This is a genomic window from Gilliamella bombi (assembly GCF_900103255.1).
Classification (GTDB): domain Bacteria; phylum Pseudomonadota; class Gammaproteobacteria; order Enterobacterales; family Orbaceae; genus Gilliamella; species Gilliamella bombi.
The window spans coordinates 87083-107516 of the sequence record NZ_FMWS01000016.1 but is presented as its reverse complement, the minus strand read 5'-3'; the positions used below and the strand labels follow the sequence as shown (position 1 = coordinate 107516).

The 20434-nt window shown below is 34.7% G+C and carries 21 protein-coding genes and 1 pseudogene; 11 read left to right on the top strand and 11 right to left on the bottom strand.

Features of this window, described 5'->3' with window-relative positions; all coding sequences use genetic code 11:
• Positions 1-68: 68 nt before the first annotated feature.
• From rplS to aas, 8 genes and pseudogenes are all read right to left on the bottom strand, one after another.
• Complete coding sequence (gene rplS / locus B9N71_RS04275) at positions 69-419, bottom strand: 50S ribosomal protein L19 (RefSeq protein WP_034913735.1); 351 nt, start codon at positions 417-419, stop codon at positions 69-71.
• 31 nt (positions 420-450) lie between these two features.
• Positions 451-1203: a tRNA (guanosine(37)-N1)-methyltransferase TrmD gene (trmD, locus tag B9N71_RS04270; protein WP_065589381.1), complete on the bottom strand. Its 753-nt coding sequence runs from the start codon at positions 1201-1203 to the stop codon at positions 451-453.
• 16 nt (positions 1204-1219) lie between these two features.
• On the bottom strand, positions 1220-1750 hold the full coding sequence (gene rimM, locus B9N71_RS04265; protein ID WP_085164337.1) for a ribosome maturation factor RimM: 531 nt from the start codon (positions 1748-1750) through the stop codon (positions 1220-1222).
• 23 nt (positions 1751-1773) lie between these two features.
• Complete coding sequence (rpsP, locus tag B9N71_RS04260; protein ID WP_034900786.1) at positions 1774-2022, bottom strand: 30S ribosomal protein S16; 249 nt, start codon at positions 2020-2022, stop codon at positions 1774-1776.
• 352 nt (positions 2023-2374) lie between these two features.
• Positions 2375-2752, bottom strand: a pseudogene (locus tag B9N71_RS13310) (PTS sugar transporter subunit IIA); the annotation flags it as partial.
• A gap of 161 nt (positions 2753-2913) precedes the next feature.
• Positions 2914-3810 (bottom strand): N-acetylmuramic acid 6-phosphate etherase, encoded by an 897-nt coding sequence (gene murQ, locus B9N71_RS04250; RefSeq protein ID WP_085164335.1) that lies wholly within the window; start codon positions 3808-3810, stop codon positions 2914-2916.
• Positions 3797-4984, bottom strand: a complete 1188-nt coding sequence (lplT, locus tag B9N71_RS04245; protein WP_085164333.1) for a lysophospholipid transporter LplT — start codon at positions 4982-4984, stop codon at positions 3797-3799. The genes murQ and lplT overlap by 14 nt, the downstream gene beginning before the upstream one ends.
• Positions 4985-4999: 15 nt before the next feature.
• On the bottom strand, positions 5000-7141 hold the full coding sequence (gene aas, locus B9N71_RS04240) for a bifunctional acyl-ACP--phospholipid O-acyltransferase/long-chain-fatty-acid--ACP ligase (protein WP_085164331.1): 2142 nt from the start codon (positions 7139-7141) through the stop codon (positions 5000-5002).
• A 189-nt stretch (positions 7142-7330) separates the two neighbouring features.
• On the opposite strand from aas, the gene B9N71_RS04235 reads away from it, so the two are divergent.
• The gene (locus B9N71_RS04235) at positions 7331-8305 is read left to right on the top strand and encodes an ornithine cyclodeaminase family protein (protein ID WP_065589389.1); all 975 of its coding nucleotides are present in this window, start codon (positions 7331-7333) and stop codon (positions 8303-8305) included.
• Positions 8306-8375: 70 nt separating this feature from the next.
• Here the strand turns inward: B9N71_RS04235 and gpsA are convergent, their stop codons facing one another.
• Genes gpsA through B9N71_RS04220 form a run of 3 tightly spaced genes read right to left on the bottom strand, consistent with a single transcriptional unit; the run spans position 8376 to position 10374 of the window.
• A complete protein-coding gene (gpsA, locus tag B9N71_RS04230; protein WP_143422030.1) occupies positions 8376-9392 on the bottom strand; it encodes an NAD(P)H-dependent glycerol-3-phosphate dehydrogenase in 1017 nt (338 codons plus the stop codon).
• A gap of 40 nt (positions 9393-9432) precedes the next feature.
• Positions 9433-9909 carry a protein-export chaperone SecB gene (gene secB / locus B9N71_RS04225; RefSeq protein ID WP_065561473.1) on the bottom strand — a complete coding sequence of 159 codons (477 nt, stop codon included), beginning with the start codon at positions 9907-9909 and terminating at the stop codon, positions 9433-9435.
• Positions 9910-9933: 24 nt separating this feature from the next.
• Entirely contained in the window at positions 9934-10374 is a 441-nt protein-coding gene (locus tag B9N71_RS04220) for a rhodanese-like domain-containing protein (RefSeq protein ID WP_065589391.1), read from the bottom strand.
• A gap of 130 nt (positions 10375-10504) precedes the next feature.
• On the opposite strand from B9N71_RS04220, the gene B9N71_RS04215 reads away from it, so the two are divergent.
• The 10 genes from B9N71_RS04215 (at position 10505) to cra (ending at position 20342) form a co-directional block, all read left to right on the top strand.
• Positions 10505-10708: a hypothetical protein gene (locus tag B9N71_RS04215; RefSeq protein ID WP_085164327.1), complete on the top strand. Its 204-nt coding sequence runs from the start codon at positions 10505-10507 to the stop codon at positions 10706-10708.
• Positions 10696-11133: a DUF4952 domain-containing protein gene (locus tag B9N71_RS04210; protein ID WP_085164325.1), complete on the top strand. Its 438-nt coding sequence runs from the start codon at positions 10696-10698 to the stop codon at positions 11131-11133. Before B9N71_RS04215 ends, B9N71_RS04210 begins: the two co-directional genes overlap by 13 nt.
• Positions 11134-11359: 226 nt before the next feature.
• Positions 11360-12769: a glutamate--ammonia ligase gene (glnA, locus tag B9N71_RS04205; RefSeq protein WP_085164324.1), complete on the top strand. Its 1410-nt coding sequence runs from the start codon at positions 11360-11362 to the stop codon at positions 12767-12769.
• 72 nt (positions 12770-12841) lie between these two features.
• Entirely contained in the window at positions 12842-13891 is a 1050-nt protein-coding gene (glnL, locus tag B9N71_RS04200; RefSeq protein ID WP_085164323.1) for a nitrogen regulation protein NR(II), read from the top strand.
• 10 nt (positions 13892-13901) lie between these two features.
• Positions 13902-15356, top strand: coding sequence for a nitrogen regulation protein NR(I) (gene glnG / locus B9N71_RS04195; RefSeq protein ID WP_208610430.1), 1455 nt, complete (start codon positions 13902-13904; stop codon positions 15354-15356).
• Positions 15357-15568: 212 nt separating this feature from the next.
• On the top strand, positions 15569-16522 hold the full coding sequence (locus tag B9N71_RS04190) for a siderophore ABC transporter substrate-binding protein (protein WP_143422026.1): 954 nt from the start codon (positions 15569-15571) through the stop codon (positions 16520-16522).
• An 11-nt stretch (positions 16523-16533) separates the two neighbouring features.
• Positions 16534-17490, top strand: a complete 957-nt coding sequence (locus B9N71_RS04185; RefSeq protein ID WP_065589458.1) for an ABC transporter permease — start codon at positions 16534-16536, stop codon at positions 17488-17490.
• Positions 17480-18451, top strand: a complete 972-nt coding sequence (locus tag B9N71_RS04180; protein ID WP_085164318.1) for an iron chelate uptake ABC transporter family permease subunit — start codon at positions 17480-17482, stop codon at positions 18449-18451. Before B9N71_RS04185 ends, B9N71_RS04180 begins: the two co-directional genes overlap by 11 nt.
• The gene (locus B9N71_RS04175; protein ID WP_065589397.1) at positions 18448-19203 is read left to right on the top strand and encodes an iron ABC transporter ATP-binding protein; all 756 of its coding nucleotides are present in this window, start codon (positions 18448-18450) and stop codon (positions 19201-19203) included. Before B9N71_RS04180 ends, B9N71_RS04175 begins: the two co-directional genes overlap by 4 nt.
• Positions 19204-19337: 134 nt before the next feature.
• A complete protein-coding gene (cra, locus tag B9N71_RS04170; protein WP_085164316.1) occupies positions 19338-20342 on the top strand; it encodes a catabolite repressor/activator in 1005 nt (334 codons plus the stop codon).
• Positions 20343-20434 lie beyond the last annotated feature (92 nt).

Genomic DNA, 20434 nt, shown 5'->3' with positions numbered 1-20434 from the left:
CACCAAAAAGGTGACCATGTTTAATCTGATATTTTTTAATTGGTTTTAGACAATTAAACCAATAAAATTTAGTTAAGGCGCTCTTTGATACGAGCTGCTTTACCACGAAGTTCGCGTAAGTAGTAAAGTTTAGCTTGACGTACTTGACCACGACGTTTCACAGTAATTGAATCAACAATTGGTGAGTGAGTTTGGAATACTCGTTCAACACCTTCACCATTCGAAATCTTACGTACGGTAAATGCAGAGTGCAAACCACGGTTGCGAATGCCAATAACAACACCTTCATAAGCTTGAAGACGTTTTTTGTTACCTTCAACAACCCATACTTTTACTTCAACCGTGTCACCAGGGCGAAAAGACGGGATGTCTTTTTTCATTTGTTCTTGTTCTAATTGCTGAATAATTGCATTTTTCATAATATTATCTCTTACTAGTTATACTGAAATATTAATTGCTTAGTTTGTCACTGTATTCTTGTTGGAATTCAGCGAGTAAACATTGCTCTTCATCAGTCAGAGCTAGATTTGCAAGAAGATCTTCTCTTCTTAACCAAGTTCGTCCTAGTGATTGTTTTAATCGCCAGCGACGAATCGCTTCATGGTGACCAGACATTAATACGTCAGGTACCGCCATTCCATCTAATACCTCAGGACGAGTATAGTGTGGATAGTCAAGTAAACCGTTAACAAAAGAGTCTTCTTTTGCCGATGATTGGTGATTTAGCACGCCAGGAATAAACCTTGCTAATGCATCAATCATGGTCATCGCTGGTATTTCACCACCACTTAACACGTAGTCCCCAATTGACCATTCTTCGTCAATTTCGGTTTGAATAACGCGTTCATCTATACCTTCGTATCGTCCACAAATCAAAATTAAATTTTTATTTTGTGACAATTCGCAAACACCTTGTTGGTCTAATTTGCGCCCTTGTGGGGAAAGATAGATTACTTTTGTATTGTTACCTGCCACTGTTTTTGCCGCATGAATTGCATCTTTAAGTGGTTGTACCATCATTAACATGCCAGGACCACCACCATAAGGCCTATCATCGACAGTCTTATGCTTATCATGCGCAAAATCGCGAGGGTTCCAATACTCTACTGTTAACAGCCCATTTTTAACGGCTCGACCAGTTACGCCATAACAGGTAATAGCTTGAAACATTTCGGGAAAAAGGCTAATTACGCCAATCCACATAGTTTTACCTTACCAATTAAAAAGCAGGATCCCAATCGACCACAATCATTTTTGTTGTTAAATCAACTTGTTTTATAAATTGATTATCAACAAAAGGGATTAAACGTTCTGTTGCTCCAAATGCATCTTTTAGATTTGCTTTAACCACTAATACATCGTTAGATCCGGTTTCCATCAAGTCAGTTACCAGTCCTAAATCATAGTTATTAATTGTTTTAACTCGGCACCCAATGAGATCTTTCCAATAAAAATCACCATTGCTAAGTGTTGGTAATTTTCCTGCATCAACAAACACTTCAATATTGGTTAATGCAATGGCTTGATCACGATCATCAATGCCTTTAAGTTTTACAATCATATCATGATTATGCGGTTTAAAGCTCTCTACAATTACCTCTTGCCATTGCCCAGCATGCTGGATATACCAAGGAGTGTAATCAAAAATGCTATCTGGGAATTCTGTAAACGAAAAAATTCTGAGCCATCCGCGAATGCCGTAGCTTGAACCAAGTTTACCAACAACAATAAGATTCTCAGTATTCATCATTACAGTGATTATCAATTACTAAATTAAGCAGCTTTTTGTGCTTGTTTAATTAGTGCATTAACACGATCAGAAACAGTTGCACCTAAACCAACCCAATGATTTACGCGATCAAGATCTAAACGTAATTCTTCTGCTTTACCTTGTGCAATTGGATTAAAAAAGCCAACGCGCTCAATAAAACGGCCATCACGTGGGTTACGGCTATCAGTGACAACTACTTGATAAAAAGGGCGCTTTTTAGAGCCACCACGAGCTAAACGAATAGTTACCATAACATCCTCTTAAATTAAAAAATAATCTTTTTCCTGCCCAACACGGACAAAATCAAAGCCCCAGAATTATACTCTTTCTAGCAAAAAGTGCAATGGCTGTTTGTTGATGAAGCGGTGTTATATTGATTGACTTAAACTAACTTAAAAAAGAGTGGAAAAAAATTATACTAACTATAATTTATTTAATTTAAGTGGAAATCGATAAATATAATAAAATAGTGATTTTTATTTTTTGTTCTTTTTGTGAAAAAAAGCTCTCTTTAAAACATCAAAATCCAAGTACTGTTCCATCGGGGATAGTATTTGCGTTTTTAGTAGAAACAGAAGATTGTGTTGGTATTTCGACTGTTGTTCGAACACCTTCTTTGCTTGGTTCAATAATTGCGGCAGCAATTTCTTTCGCCGTTTCCATTGAAAAACGAGAAGAATAGGCTTCAATTAACATTGGTAAATTTAAACCAGCAACAATAGCTCAATTACTATGTTCACCACATAAATTGTTAGCCTGATTAAATGGTGTCCCTCCCCATAAATCTACTAAAAACAGGACTTCTTCTTGATTAGCAAATGTTGCAATGGCTTCAAGCATTCGTTCTTTTAAACTTTCAGGACTATCACTTGGGTGCAAGGTAACAGCTTTAACATTTTCTTGCTCTCCAAATATCATCGATCCTGATTGTAGAATACCTTCCGCAAACTCACCATGAGTTGCTAGGATGATTCCAACCATATAACGACCTCCTAATTTTATATTAATTGCATAATATAAAGTATGTAAAATAAAATTATCTGGTTATTTTATAATAAAAAATAAGTTAAAAATTATGTGAGCATCACATTTTTATAAAAAACTTAGTTTTTTATTGTTTATTAAAGTAAATTTAGTCTATCTTACAGTGTTCGACGAATAAAACCATTTTCTTTTTTTAGTCTCACTCTGGCTTGCTCTGCATTTAAACTTGAAAGAATCATCAAAATAGCAGTTTTACAATGCTTATTACTTTCGGCTAATGCGGCAATGGCTTTTTCTCGACTGCAATCGGTAGCCTGCATAACAATGGATATTTGTCGTTCAACAAGTTTTGCGTTGGTAGCTTGTACGTCAACCATTAAATTACTATAGACTTTGCCGATTTTTATCATGCTGGCAGTGGTTAACATGTTAAGGACTAATTTTTGTGCTGTACCTGCTTTCATTCTGGAGGAGCCAGTAATTACTTCTGCACCAACAATTGGTGTAATAGCAATATTGGCTAAATTAATCATTGGTGCTAATGGGTTACAGCATAAGCTGATCACTGTTGATCCAATTGATTTAGCATATTGCATAGCACCTATTACATAAGGTGTGCGCCCACTAGCTGCAATGCCAACTAAAACGTCATTTGAGTTAAAATTAATGTTTTTTAAGTCAGTAATTGCCAGTTCTGGGTTATCTTCGGCGTTTTCAATTGCCTTAAAAATAGCTGTTTTGCCTCCAGCAATTAAGCCAATAACTTGTTCTGGTGATGTGCCATAAGTTGGTGGACATTCACTTGCATCTAAAATACCTAATCGGCCTGAAGTGCCAGCACCTATATAGATTAGTCTACCTTGATTTGAAAATGCTAAACTAATCGCATCAATGGCTTTTGCGATATTGGGTAGCTCTTTTTCAATAGCCAATGCGACTTTTTTATCTTCATTATTGATGATTTGTAGTATTTCTAATGTTGAACAGTTATCTATTTTTTCGCTATTAGGATTACGACTTTCTGTTATCATTGCTGATAGATTAATGTGATTCATTATTTTTTAATCCTAACCATAATAAAAATATAACTAAAGCAAATAAGCTTCCAAAACCAACACCGATAGCAGTAACCGATAAATTTAAAGCAACGGCTAACGTATAAAATCCTAACATTACCATCATTGCAGTATATTCGCTTAAATTTTGCACTGAAATAACACTACCAGCACCAACTAACTCTTTACCTATTTTTTGAATAAAGGCATTTAATGGTACCAAAAAGAAGCCACCTAATGCTCCGATAATAATGAGTAAAATATAAGACGAAATTATGTTGCTTTGCAAAGTGAAGGCAATTACCGCTATACCCATCATTATACCAGCAGGAACGCAGCGTAATGTGTTGTTAATATTAATAAATGTACTAGCTAGACCTGCGCCAATAACAATACCGATAGCAACGATTGCATTAAGGTTTGTTGGTGTTGCGTTGTCATGAATATTTAAGATAGCTGGAACCCAACTAATTAATAGAAAACGTAAAGTAATACCAGCTCCCCAAAATAAACTGGTACCCAATAGTGTAAATAAAACACGTTTATTATTGCATATGATTTCTAATGTATTAGTAAAATCGTTTACCATATTGATAAATTGCCATGAAATATTTTGCCGTGCAGCAGGTAATTTAGGAATAAAAAAATTAGCAATAACAGCTAGCCCATACACTAACACGCACACAAGTAAGGAAGCGCTCACATTAAGATCGGCAATATGACCACCAGCTAGCGAACCAAGTAAAATGGCGGCAATGGTTGATGCTTCTATTAACCCATTTGCTTTAACTAAATTATCACCTGTAGTTAGTTCGCCTAAAATTCCATATTTAGCGGGAGAGTAGGCCGCAGCACCTATACCAACTAAAAAGTAACCAACAAAAGGACTTATATTTAAACAAATACAACCTGCACCTAATAATTTGATGCTATTTGAAATCATCATTGCTTTGCCTTTTGACATGCTGTCAGCAAATTGCCCCACAAAAGGTGAAAGTATGATAAACGGTGCGACAAAACTAATTTGTAATACCGATTGGCTCCATGTTGGATAATGTAAATTCTTAATGAAAGCTAAAATAGCAAAAAAGATTGCATTATCAGCAAATGCTGAAAAAAACTGCGCAAGCATGGTTGCAACCATGCCTTTGCTTAATAGAGAATGTTGTTTCATGTGACATCCTTTAGTTTATTCATCAGCCATTTTTCGTAAAGTAATAAAATCAATTTTCCCCGTACCTAGTAGCGGTAACTCTTTTACTATACGAATATCACGAGGAATAGCTAGTGCTGGAATGCCCAATTCTTGAGATGCCTGATTAAGTTGCTCTCGATTTAATTTTGTTGAGGTAGTAAATAAGACAATTGCTTCCCCTTTAGCTGCATCGGCTTTAACTGTTGCACCGTGCATTGCATCAGAGTCAACTTTTTTTGCTAAGGATTCAACACTTTCTAATGAAACCATTTCACCGGCGATTTTGGCAAATCGTTTCAAGCGTCCTTTAATTGTCAAAAACCCCTCACTATCAATAGCAACGATATCACCGGTATCATACCAACCTTTTTCGGCTTGTCCATTTTCATCAACTGCTACTGGTTCTTCAAGTTTGCCCGGATTTTCCACCCGTAAATAACCTTTCATCACATTAGGTCCTTTGACTTGCAATTGGCCTCCATCGCTAATGCCCGGAATGTGAATTAATCTTGATACCATGCCTGGAAGTAATCGCCCTACAGTCCCAGCTTTAAATGCCATAGGAACATTAAGGGCTACAACAGGTGCACACTCGGTAACGCCATAACCTTCTAAAATACGAATACCATATTTATCTTTCCATTGTTCTCGTACTGCATCTGATAATTTTTCGGCACCTGCAACAACATAGCGTAAACGCATAAAATCATATGGGTGCGCATAACGGGCATAGTTTGCCAAGAAAGTTGGCGTACCAAATAAAACCGTACAATTTTGGTCATAAATAATTTCAGGGACCATACGGTAATGTAATGGATTTGGATATAAAAATGTACGGCTACCTGAAAATAGCGGTAAAAATAATCCTGCTGTAATACCAAAAGCATGGAATAATGGTAGAGCCGACATGAAGCGATCTGCAGGGGTTGGATCTATAACCGTTCGAATTTGTTCAACATTAGCAAGTAGGCTTCCATGACTATGAGCAACACCTTTAGGGTTTCCCTCTGAACCAGAGGTAAACAGTACTAGTGCTTCGTCATCGCTTGATTGTTGGTATTTAATTAAGCGTGGAATATATTGATGCACTGCAACATAAAGCTTATCTTTTAAAGTTAAGTTCTTACGCAAATCTTCAAGAAAACACCACTTAACGTCTTTGATTTCTTCAAGTAGATAATCAAGTTTACCTTTTCTAATAAATTTGCGTGAAGTAATAATCGTTTTGATTTCAGCAGCAGTAATGGCACAGTTTAAGCCTTTTGTTCCCGCAGTATAGTTAAGCATTGCTGGAGTTCGATTTTTTACTGACAAACCAAAAATAGTTGCAACAGTAATAGTTGCATTGGGTAATAAAACACCTACTCGCTCTTTATTTTTAGTAATTTTGGCAATAATACAACTAACACCTATAATTTGTTTTAATAAATTGCGATAAGATGCTTCGTTAGTTGTAGGATCTTGTACCATTCTTGATTTCACGCCATAGCGAACTTGTGCTTCTAATAATGCTTCAAACAGCGTTAATTTTGGACGACTTGCCATGCGTGCATTCATCATAATTTGATGAAGTTTTTCACCTGCAATATAACGCCTTTCACTAGCTTTAGGCGCATCGGGCATCGGAATAGATGTAGGGTTAAGTACATGAATGGTTATTTTAGGGAATAAACGACGTTTAAATAAACCTTTTAAACGACTAGTTAAAGTAAATTCAGCGCCTTCGATCCACACTGGTACAATGGTAGCTTGAGAGCGAGCAGCAACAAAAGCAGCACCATCATAAATTTTCATTAATGAGCCAGTTATAGTAATTCTTCCTTCGGGAAAGATCACTATAGGACGACCTTTTTCGATTTCTCGAACTAATCGCTTAATTGCCATTGGACTGACTGGGTCCATTGGCACAAAATCAACATAACGCTTTGCTAAGCGAACTAACCAATGATTAATATAACCCGAATAAATAGCAAAGACTGGTCTTACGGGTAAAAATACGCCGATTAGAATACCATCAAGAAAAGATACATGATTAGGGGTAATGAGAAGTCTATCTTGTTTTAAGTTTTCAAAATTACCATGAATTCTTACATGAAATAGGATCTTTAAGAAAAATTTTAATATTTTAAATAGCATCTGATTTCTCAAATATCGTGCAATATTACACGCTGTAATAATAGTGAAAATATAGAAGATATACAAGAACTGCGATTTTTGTTATATAAAACAGTTTTTTATGGTTTAATTAACAATAAATCTTGATCTAAAAAATAGATAATAGATACTAAAGTTCAAAAAATATAGAAAATCAATTAAGGAATAAAAATGCTTATTTTAACGGCCAATGATATTGAAAGATTTTATACAATGAAAGATGCGATAGCTGCAGATAAACAAGCTTTGAAAATCTATAGCCAAGGAAACAGTGATGTGCCGTTACGAATAAATTTTGATATGCAAAAGGGACAATCCTTGTTTATGCCCGCACATATTAAAGGTAGCGATATTGTGGGTATAAAAATTGTTTCGGTATTTCCTGACAATCCTAAATTGGGTAAACCATCAGTACCAGCTCAAGTTTTAATGTTAGATCCGCAAACAGGTGAAGTCTGTGCTATGTTAGATGGCACTTTTGTCACTCAGCTTCGTACAGGAGCCGTTCAAGGTGCAGCAACCGATTTGCTGGCGCGTAAAAATGCTAGTCGAGCAGTGTTGATAGGTACTGGTGGGCAAGCTGTATCTCAATTAGAGGCAATGTTAACTGTTCGTTCACTTACTGATGTCGCTATTTTTGATATTGATACACAAAAAGCGGAACAATTTACAGAAGAGATGAAATATCGTTTTGCTCATTTTTCTACTAACCTTTATTTTTCAAAAAATTTGGATGATGACATTAGTCAAGCTGATATTATTACTTCGGTTACAACCTCAAAAGTTGTGACATTTAATGGCGAAAAAGTAAAACCTGGCACGCACGTTAATGGAGTGGGTGCTTATACGCCAGAAATGCATGAAATTCCTGAATGTGTAGTTGAAAAGGCTAATATTCGGGTAGTTGATACTAAAGAAGGCGTATTTGCTGAAGCAGGTGATATTATTGATCCAATTAAACAAAAATTGGTATCAGAAGATGATTTTTTAGAGTTAGGAGATTTAGTGATAGATCCAACCCAATGCCGTCTAAATGATCAGCAAGTCACGCTGTTTAAAACTGTTGGTACAGCTGTATTAGACGTGTATATTGGCTACGATATTTATCTTAAAGCAAAAGAAAAAGGAATTGGTACGTTTTTATAATACTCAGATATCAAGTTAGTATAATTTTGTGTCAAAAAGTTTCAGGTAACTAGGTGTTTGAGTATAAAAATTAGCTTTTTAGTTCTTCTTTTTGTGAACGCCTAAGTAATGCCACTGCGGCTTGTTTTGGATCTTTATTTTCATAAATAACTTGATAAATTTGTTCAGTGATAGGCATATCTACATGATATTTTTGAGCTAATAACCAGACTTCTTTTGTATTATTGCGACCTTCAACAACTTGGCCAATAGCATCTTGAGCTTCTTGAATGGATTTATTTTGGCCAAGTAACATTCCAAAACGACGATTACGGGATTGATCATCGGTACAAGTTAAAACCAAATCACCTAATCCTGCCATTCCCATAAAGGTTGCTGGATCTGCCCCCAATACTGCACCTAAACGCATCATTTCGGCAAGTCCACGTGTAATTAATGCTGTTCTAGCATTGGCTCCAAAGCCAAGACCATCAGATAATCCAGCACCAATAGCGATAACATTTTTGATTGCACCACCAAGTTGCACTCCAATAAAATCTTTGCTGCTATAGACTCGGAAGCTTTTGCTACAATGAAACAAAGTTTGCAGTTGATTTAAAAAATGCTCATTAGTTGATGCTACAGTTACAGCTGTTGGTAATCCAGATGCGACTTCTTTAGCAAAAGTAGGACCAGAAATGACCGCTAATGGAATCTTATTGCCCAAAATCTCCTCTGCAACATCTTGTAATAATCGGCCAGTATTAACTTCAAGTCCTTTTGTAGCCCAGACAATTTTTGTATCTTGGCGTAAAAAAGGTTTGATTTGAGTCAAAATACTTGCAAAAGCATGACTTGGCACCACAATAAGTAAAATTGGCGCAGCTAAAACTGCCGTTTTTAAATCAGTTTCAATTTGTAACAGATTTGGGAAAGGAATATTCGGTAGAAACTGTTTGTTTTGCCTATCATGCTGCAAAATGGTCATTTTATCAGGATTGTGCCCCCATAATAAAGTTGAGTGACCATTTCGAGCCAGCAAAATAGCTAAAGAGGTCCCATAAGATCCAGCGCCAATTACTGTTACTACAGCATCTTTTTTCATAATCATCTAATAAATTTATTATCAGTTAATTGTAATACAATGACTATTGTAGTGTTTCTTTTGATTCAGCTTCAGCTTGTTGTTGCTGAATATAGTTCATAAATAGTGCTTCAAAATTTACTGGTTCTAAATTCACTTGTGGGAATGTACCTTTATTCACTAAACTTGAAATTACTTCACGAGCATAGGGGAACAAAATATTTGGACAATAAGCACCAACACAATGTTGAATTTGGCCTTCGTCAAATCCGACAAGTGAGAAAATACCCGCTTGAGTAACTTCACAGATATACACAACTTCGTTTTGTTGTTTTACTGTTACAGTGACACGAAGTGCAACTTCATATACATTTTCACTTAAAACTTGCGAAGATGAATTTAATTCAAGATTCAGTTCTGGTTGCCATTGTTTAGTAAAAATTTCTGGAACATTATTAGTTTCAAATGAAACATCTTTAGTATAAATACGTTGAATAGCAAACTGTGTTTCTGGTTGTTGTGTATTGTTTTGTTCTGTCATGATAAAACCTTATTTTTTATAATATTATTTTCTAACTAATGGTAAATTCTCGCCGTTCCATCCAGCAATACCGTCTTTTAATACAAAGACATTTGAAAAACCTTGTTTGACAAGTATTTCACCTATACCTGTTGATGATAAACCATTCTCATCAATTAAAATAATGATATTTTCTTTAAACTTTTCAATTGTTTTTGCACTTGCATTTTTAATGTCGATAGGCAAAATGTTATGAGAATCTGTTATATGCCCTTTTTTGAAGCTATCAGCAGAGCGAATATCAATAATAACTGCATCTTGTTTATTTACCATATGGATTGCCTGAGCATTATTGATAACTTTAACTTTAGATAGCTTTCCTTTAATGGTTAGTACAATGATTGCAATAAACAGCACAATCCAACCTAGGGACAGTAAAAAATGATTTTTTACAAAAGGTAGAATTTCGAGTGTTATAAAGTCCATATTTGTATGATTACCTAGTCATTTCAATATAAGGTGAGATTATAACGATATTATGCACTGAAATACAGCACCAATAAGAAAATCTTGCTATTTTATAAAAAATATTTATTTAATTTTAAGGGATAGGTTAATGAGATTGAAACAATTTATCTTTTGGGTTTGTGTTGTATTTTCCATTATTTCTCCGGCGTTTGCTGATGATTCTTCTGAATTTAATAAATTTAATTCTCAAACTATTGAAGACGAATCTTTATTAGCTAATTATTATTTAGAAAATGGAGATTATCATCAAGCTTATGCTGAACATATTTTAATAAACAAATTTCTGAGTTAAAGAGAACAAAACTTCGTAACGTAAAAATCAAACATTCAGAATATTTCCCGCATTATGACTATGATCCCGATTTAACTTGTCGTGATTTTTTGCGTGAATTTGATGCAGATGCGCCCGATTTCTTTAAATATAATGATTGTATACAAAATGATAAAGAACAAGGAAAACCTCTTAAAGTTATTTATAAAATTGAGGGTAAATATGCAAAACAAGCACATCAGTATTTAGTTAACACCATGGGAATAGGTGAACTTAAATTAATTTGCTGTTATTGGGGTACGGATGTTTATCCTTCTACATCTTTTGTAAATCCTAAAGATCATATGCTGTATCACGTGGTGTTTAGTTCAGAAGAAACGATTGAGCATGACTGGAATAAAATAACTTTTCATTTGAGCATTGAAGCACTGCGAGAAGATATATAGAGCATAAAAATTGGGTTTAATTTTTTATATGACTATTTTGGTGCATTATTCTGGTGCTTATTGCATTATTTTAGTGCAACTGTAATATTTATGTTACTATAGCTACTTATAAAGCCACCAAAAATAGAGTTAAAGAATTGGCATTATATTTGCATACGTTATAGCAATTTGGTAAGAATACCTTAAAAACTGAATAATTATTATTTGTCCTCAATGGAGAAGATACATGTCTATACTAAAAGTTTTAACACAAATTAAAGAAAATGATGTTAAGTTTATTGATTTACGCTTTACTGATACAAAAGGTAAAGAGCAACACGTTACAATTCCTGTTAGTCAAATTGATGACAGCTTTTTTGAAGATGGTAAGATGTTTGACGGTTCATCAATTGCAGGTTGGAAAGGTATTAATGAATCAGATATGGTGTTAATGCCAGATACATCAAGTGCTGTTATCGATCCTTTTTTTGAAGATGTGACATTAAATCTCCGTTGTGATGTTTTAGAGCCTGCAACATTACAAGGATATGATCGTGACCCACGTTCAATTGCTAAACGTGCCGAAGAATTTTTAAAATCATCAGGTATTGCTGATACTGTTATTTTCGGCCCTGAACCAGAATTTTTCTTATTTGATGATGTTCGTTTCGGTTCGCCAATGTCAGGTAGCTTTGTACATATTGATGATATTGAAGCGGCCTGGAACTCAGGTACTAAATATGACGAAGGCAATAAAGGCCATCGTCCAGGTGTAAAAGGTGGTTATTTCCCACTTCCTCCGGTTGATTCATCACAAGATATCCGTTCTGAAATGTGCTCAATTATGGAGCAACTTGGCTTAGTGATTGAGGCGCATCATCATGAAGTTGCAACAGCAGGTCAAAATGAAATTGCCTGTCGTTTTAATACGTTAACTAAAAAAGCTGATGAAGTGCAAATTTATAAATATGTTGTACAAAATGTAGCACACGCATATGGTAAAACCGCGACCTTTATGCCAAAACCAATATTTGGTGATAATGGTTCTGGTATGCACTGTCACCAATCATTGGCAAAAGATGGCGTAAATTTATTTGCTGGTGATAAATATGCGGGCCTTTCTGAAATGGCATTATTCTATATTGGCGGTATTATTAAACATGCGAAAGCAATTAATGCATTTACAAACCCTGCAACTAACTCTTATAAACGTCTAGTTCCGGGATATGAAGCACCAGTTATGCTTGCTTACTCGGCTCGTAACCGTTCTGCATCAATCCGTATTCCAGTCGTGACTAGCCCTAAAGCTCGCCGTATTGAAGTTCGTTTCCCAGATCCAGCAGGTAATCCATACTTATCTTTTGCCGCACAGTTAATGGCTGGTTTGGATGGTATTATCAATAAAATTCACCCTGGTGATGCAATGGATAAAAACTTATATGACTTACCACCAGAAGAGTCTAAATTAATTCCTCAGGTTGCGGGTTCACTTGAAGAAGCACTTAATGCATTAGGTGCAGATCGTGAATTCTTAACACGTGGTAACGTATTTACTAACGATGCTATTGATGCATACATTGATTTAAAACGTCAAGATGTTGATCGTGTCCGTATGACACCTCACCCAGTTGAGTTTGAAATGTACTATAGTCTATAAGCTATATAGTAATTTAACCTATCAAACCACCGTTAATTTGCGGTGGTTTCTAATCAGGACGGAAAACCAACGATGACATTTGATAATGAATCTGATGCTAATCTTGTTCTCGATTCTATGATTACAAGTATTTTATTACTTGATACTAAGCTTAATATTCTGTATGCCAATATTGCTGCACAGCAATTATTAGCACAAAGTTCAAAAAAATTATTAGAAAGTTATCTTCCTGATTTGCTGGGATACTTTTCTTTGGATATAAATTTAATGCTCAGTACATTAGAGCAAAATCAGGGTTTTACAGATAATGAAGTCAATTTAGTTATTAATAATGAATTACATATTTTAACGTTGACAGCTCAACTATTAGGTAATGGACAGATTTTAATTGAAATGACGCCATTAAATAGCCATAAACGCCTTAGCCAAGAACAATTGCAACAAGCGCAACAGAGTGCAGCTCGTGAATTAGTTCGTGGACTAGCTCATGAAATTAAAAATCCTCTCGGAGGGCTTCGAGGCGCCGCTCAATTATTATCACGTGAACTACCTAAAAATGAATTGCAAGATTACACAAAAATTATTATTGAACAAGCAGATAGGTTAAGAAATCTGGTAGATAGGTTATTAGGCCCACAGCAGAGATTACAACAAAAAGAACAAAGTATTCATCAAGCAATAGAACGTATCTATGCTTTGCTGTGTTTGGAAAAACCAATCAATATTAAAATTCTGCGTGATTATGATCCAAGCTTACCTGATTTTATTCATGACTCCGAACAAATAGAGCAGGTAATTTTAAATATTGTTCGCAATGCTTTACAGGCTATCGGATCCAATACTGGCACAATTATTATCAGGACAAGAACTGCTTTTCAGATTACTTTACATGGACAGCGCTACCGTTTGTGCGCTCGTATTGATATTGAAGATACTGGACCAGGTGTGCCTGTTCATATACAAGATACTTTGTTTTATCCTATGGTGAGCGGGCATGAAGGAGGTACAGGTATTGGACTTTCGATTGCAAATAATATTGTTGATCAACATCATGGTAAAATTGAATTTAATAGTTGGCCTGGGCATACTCAATTTTCTGTCTATTTGCCAATTAGGCAGTGAGGTAAATAAAATGAATGTGTGGATTGTTGATGATGATAGCTCTATTCGATGGGTATTAGAAAAAGCATTAACTAATGCTCATTTTAACTGTGTTAGCTTTGAGAGTGGTAAGCAAGTTATTGATGCATTAGATACATATGTACAAAAACCAGCTGTACTAATTTCTGATATTAAAATGCCAGGACTTGATGGTTTGACATTGCTTCATCATATTAAAGAGCAAATGCCGAATTTGCCAGTTATTATTATGACTGCTCATTCCGATCTAGATGCAGCAGTAAATGCCTATCAAAAAGGTGCTTATGATTATATTCCTAAACCTTTTGATGTGGACGAAGTTATTCAATTGGTTGAACGTGCGATTTCACAAACTCAAAGTAATAAAACCAATAATAATACAACAAGTAAAGCATCGACCGGCATTATTGGTGAAGCGCCTTCAATGCAGGAAGTTTTTCGTATTATTGGTAGGCTTTCCAAATCATCAATTAGTGTATTGATTAATGGTGAATCAGGAACGGGGAAAGAATTAGTTGCAAAAGCATTACATATCCATAGCCCTCGCTCACAATCCCCTTTTATTGCGCTAAATATGGCAGCCATCCCTAAAGATCTTATTGAGTCAGAACTTTTTGGACATGAAAAAGGGGCGTTTACTGGAGCGGCTCAAATTAGGCACGGGAGGTTTGAACAAGCGAATGGTGGTACATTATTTCTAGATGAAATTGGTGATATGCCACTTGATGTTCAAACTAGATTATTAAGGGTGCTTGCTGATGGGCAATTTTATCGTATTGGCGGTTATTCACCTGTCAAAGTAGATGTCCGTATTATTGCAGCTACTCATCAAGATTTACAAGCTAGGGTTCGTGAGGGTAAATTTAGAGAAGATCTTTTTCATCGTCTAAATGTAATTCGTATCTTATTACCACCGCTACGCGATCGAATTGAAGATATACCAAAACTATCAGAACATTTTTTACATACAACTGCCAAAGACTTGGGGGTAGAAAGTAAAGTATTCAGTTCGGAAGCTTTAAATGTTTTATGTCGCTTTAATTGGCCAGGTAATGTTCGTCAACTTGAAAATATTTGTCGCTGGGTTACGGTGATGTCTTCAAATAAAGAAGTTTTAGTTCAGGACTTGCCTCCAGAATTGTTGCAATTATCGACAGCTAAAACAGTGGTTACAAATGAAAATAACACATTGCCTACAAGCCACTTTTCTCAACAAGAAGTTGATTGGAAAGTATTGCTGGAACAATGGGCAAAACAAGCTCTAATAGATGGTAAAACAGGAATTTTGACTGAAGCAATAAATGATGTTGAACGAATCTTACTAAGAAGTGCACTTAATTTTACTCGAGGTCACAAACAAGATGCTTCTCATCTGTTAGGCTGGGGGCGAAATACATTAACTAGAAAACTTAAAGATTTATCGCTTGATCCCACTAAACACCCTTAATCACCAATATTAATTATGCTATCGAACAAATCGATAGCTTTTTAATCCATTCATTTGAGTGCTATTTAATCTATCTTTTATCACATATTAAATTTTTAAATAGTTAAAGTGCATTGAATAGAGCAAATTTTTTGGTTACAATCTTAATGTAAATGATAATTATTATAATTATCGTTTTTTGTTTTTTATTTGGTTGATAATTAGGAGTTACAATGTATTCATATATCAAAGTGAAATTTTTAGTTTTGCTTGCTGTTTTGCTTGTTTTGGTTGGATGTGACAATAAAAAAGAACAGCAAACCTCTGCAAATACGCTTACCATTGAACATGCTCAAGGTAAAACCGATGTACCTGAAAATCCTAAAAAAGTTGTTGTTTTTAATACTGCAACACTTGATATTATGGACGCATTAAATATTCCTGTGACAGCAGTGCCTCAATCAGATGTACATTATCCAACTTTCTTATCTAAATATGGACGCAAAGACTACACTAATGTGGGCACTTTATTTGAACCAAATTATGAAGTTTTAAGTTCAATTCAACCAGATGTTATTGTTGCTGGAGGTCGCGCTACTGATGCTTATAAAAAATTGAATGATATTGCTCCGACGATTTCTTTAGATATTGACCCAAATAATTTTTTAAGTAGTTTAACTCAAAGAACAGAACAATTAGGCTCAATCTTCAATAAACAAAATGAAGCTAAGAAACTTATTGCTGATTTTAATCAAAAAATAGAACAATTGAAAACCAAGACAACTACTGCTGGCACAGCACTAGTGATTATGGTTAATGGCGGTAAAATGTCAGCTTATGGCTCAAAATCTCGTTTTGGTTTTGTGTTTGATGTGCTCGGTTTTCAGCCAGCAACCACTTTCCAAGAAGCTGGTCGTCATGGTAATGCTGTTACCTCTGAATTTATTTTGAGTGTTAATCCGCAGTGGATATTTGTGTTAGATAGAGATAATGCAATTGGTAATAAAGAAGCTCAGTCTGCACAACAAGTACTTGACAACGAATTGATCCGAAAAACTGCTGCATGGCAACAAAACCATATTGTTTATTTAGATTCTTCTTCCATGTATATTGCTGGCGGTATTCAAACCTATAGCCGTTTGATGGATCAAATAGGTGTCGCTTTGCAAAGTGAACCAGCGCATTAATGTAAAGCATGATTAAATCATTTTATTTTATTGCAGGTATGTTCATTTTATTGATCATGACTGCAATAAGTTTATTTATTGGTGCAGGGCATGTGACACTATTTGATTTATGGTCAGATAGCAATATGCGTGAGATTTTTTTTGTAAGCCGTATTCCTCGAACTGTTGCCTTATTGTTAGCAGGTAGCGCCATGAGTGTTGCAGGTTTGATTATGCAATTATTAACACAAAATCGATTTGTTGAACCTTCTTTAGTTGGCACTACTCAATCGGCTAGTCTTGGCTTATTAGTTATGATGGTTTTAGCTCCTGGCGCTAGTGTCATGACTAAAATGGTTGTTGCTAGCCTATTTGCTATGATTGGCACAATGATATTTATGGCGATTTCTCGAAAGATTATTTTAAAGTCAGCAATAATGGTACCTCTTATTGGCATTATGTTAGGTGCAGTTATTAGCGCTATTACTACATTTTTTGCCATGTATTTTGATTTATTACAATCACTTGGTGGTTGGGAATCAGGTGATTTTTCAGCTATTTTAAAAGGTCGTTACGAATTATTATGGTTGGTGGGTGGTTTGACATTACTTGCTTGTTGGTGTGCGGATCAGTTTACTGTAGTTGGCTTGGGGCGTGATTTTTCTATTAATGTAGGGCTTAACTATGGTCGTGTTATGTTAACAGGACTTATTGTTATTGCATTAATTGGTGGTATTGTCGTTGTAGTTGTTGGGGTTTTACCATTTTTAGGATTGATTGTACCAAATATTGTTAGTTTATTATTTGGGGACAATGTTCGTAAAACCATTCCATGGATCTGTTTGTTTGGTAGTGGATTAGTTTTAATTTGCGATATTATTGGGCGTGTAATTCGCTATCCTTTTGAGATCCCCGTGAGTGTTATTCTTGGCGTAGTTGGCGCTATTATTTTTTTAATATTGTTGAGTCGAAAACGTCATGTTAGTTAATCAAAAACGCCATATTTTGTGTCAAAAAAGAGTTCTTTTATTGTTAATTATTGCTTTAATATGCATAACATGTTTTATGACTTTCAACCTTAAAGGCAATATTAGCTATATTTTGAAGCATCGAACGTGGGTAATGCTAGCTATGATTTTAGTCGCTTTTTCGGCTGCGACATCAACACTGCTTTTTCAAACAGTTACCAACAATCGAATATTAACACCTTCTATTATGGGATTCGAATCACTATTTGTACTTATTCAAACTGTTGTAATCTTTTGTATTGATTCACAAGGTATTCCTTATATTGGTATTATTGGTAAATTTGTATTCGAATCACTTTTATTAATTTTATTCTCTTTATTTTTATATCGAGGTTTGTTTACTAGACTCAAGAAAAATTTACATTTGGTATTATTAATAGGAATTATTTTAGGTACATTATTCCGTAGTTTTTCTAATCTATTGCAACGCTTGATGACCCCGTCTGAATTCGCTGTGCTTCAAAGTCGTATTTTTGCTACATTTACACGTGCAGAACCTGTATTGGTTATCTTTTCGTTAGTAATAGTAGCTATTGTTGGTCTATTTTTATGGCAAATGCGATTTAAATTTGATGTACTTGCGTTGGGTCGGGATAATGCAATCAATTTGGGTATCGATTATCAAAAAAGTGTCACTATTATATTATTGCTAGTTTCAGTTTTAGTGTCAGTGTCAACGGCATTAGTCGGTCCATTCACTTTTTTGGGGCTTTTAATTACTAATTTAGCTTATAGTATTAGTGGATCAAGCCAACATCGTTTTTTGCTACCTACTGCTTTTTTGTTAGGTGTTATTTTTCTGGTCGGTGGACAAATGTTCTTAGAGCGAGTATTAAATATGGTTGGTGCATTATCCATTGTCATTGAATTCATTGGTGGTTCTTTGTTTATCTTCTTATTATTAAAAAAGGTTCCAAAGTGATAAAAATTGATAATGTTAGTAAAAACTATCAAACAGTATCTGTATTAAAAAATGTCAATGCGACGATTTCACAAGGTGGAATTACTGCTATTATTGGTCCAAATGGGGCGGGAAAATCGACGCTATTATCAATTATAAGTCGTCTTCTATTAGCTGATGAAGGACAAGTTAAAATTCAAAATATGGATGTTGTTAATACGCCAAGTGATAAACTTGCCACTTATTTATCAGTATTGAGACAAGAAAACCGTTTTACCAGTAGATTGTCTGTTTTTGAACTAGTTGGATTTGGGCGTTATCCTTATACCAAAGGGCGTTTAAATGCTGATGATTATAACCATATTTATCGAGCGCTCGATTTTTTAGATCTTACTGAATATAAAGACCGCTTTTTAGATGAATTATCTGGTGGTCAACGGCAACGAGCTTATGTTGCTATGGTGTTATGTCAAGATACTGAATATGTATTACTTGATGAACCACTCAATAATCTTGATATGAAACATGCTGTTGCCATGATGAAACAATTGCGCCGCGCAGCCGATGAGCTGGGTAAAACCATTGTGATTGTTATTCATGATATCAACTTTGCATCCGTATATTCAGATTACATCTTAGCGATGAAAAATGGTGAATTAATATACCAAGGCAATTCACAACAGATTATGAAAGCCAATATTTTAGAAGATATATTTGATACACCGGTCAAAATTGAAAATATTCACAATCAAAATATTGCTATTTACTATTAACAAATACAATGGAAATTAATTAATCTTAATAGTAAAAAGTTACAATTGTTTAATTAAGTAAATAAAAATTATTGTTTACTATTTATTTCTAACCATGTTAAATAATTGGCAATATTTTTGTTGAGATAATTATAATGAAATTACAGGAAATAGCACTTTTAGCTGGTGTATCAAGGACGACGGCCAGTTATGTGATCAATGGAAAAGCCAAAAAGTACCGCGTTAGTGATAAAACAGTCGAAAAAGTTATGTCGGTGGTAAAAAAACATAATTACCAACCCAATGCGGTAGCAGCGGGGCTTAGAGCAGGTAAAACCCGGACTATAGGCATTATTATTCCTGATTTAGAAAACAACAGTTACACTCGCATAGCTAATTATTTAGAACAATTGGTAAGAAAGGAAGGATATCAATTACTAATTGCATGTTCCGAAGATAATCCACAAGTCGAAAGAGAGTGTGTCAAACACCTTCAGCAGCGTCGCGTAGATGCCTTAATTGTTTCTTCTTCGTTTGTTTTTGCTCAAGATTATTTTTTTTATGATGACTGGCAAAACGAAAAGATTCCATTATTTGCACTTGATCGAATATTATCCATCTCTAAATTTAGAAATATTGTAGGTGCAGATAAACAAGATTCTAAATCACTTGCTCAAGCATTTAATAACTTTGTACAAGATTCAGTGGTTTATATAGGAGCCTTACCAAACTTATCTGTTAGTCAACTTCGTTTAGATGGTTTTAAAGATATCAAACTTGACAATTGTAATAAAGTTGATTTTTTATATGCAAATAACTATAGCCGTCAAGATGCTGATTTAGCCTTTAGTCAATGGCTAGAAAGTCATGAATTGCCTAATGGCATATTTACTACCTCTTTTTCTTTATTACAGGGGAGCATTGATGCAATTTTAAGAAAATTTGGGCACTTACCCGAGAGTTTAACTATTGCTACCTTTGGAGATAATGAATTGTTAGATTTTTTACCATGTAAAGTTATATCACTTTCACAAGATCATAAAGAAGTTGCCGATGTAACAATAAAACTGTTTTTAAACTATCTACATAACAATAATTACCAATCGGGCACAACAATAATTCCAAGACGATTGATCTATCGAGGTAGCTTAAGCCGTTAAGGTATTAATAGGCATAAAAAATATGTTAATTTTAAAACAGTTCAAATTAAAAAATAAGATCCAGATCACAAATTACTTATTAATAGACATAA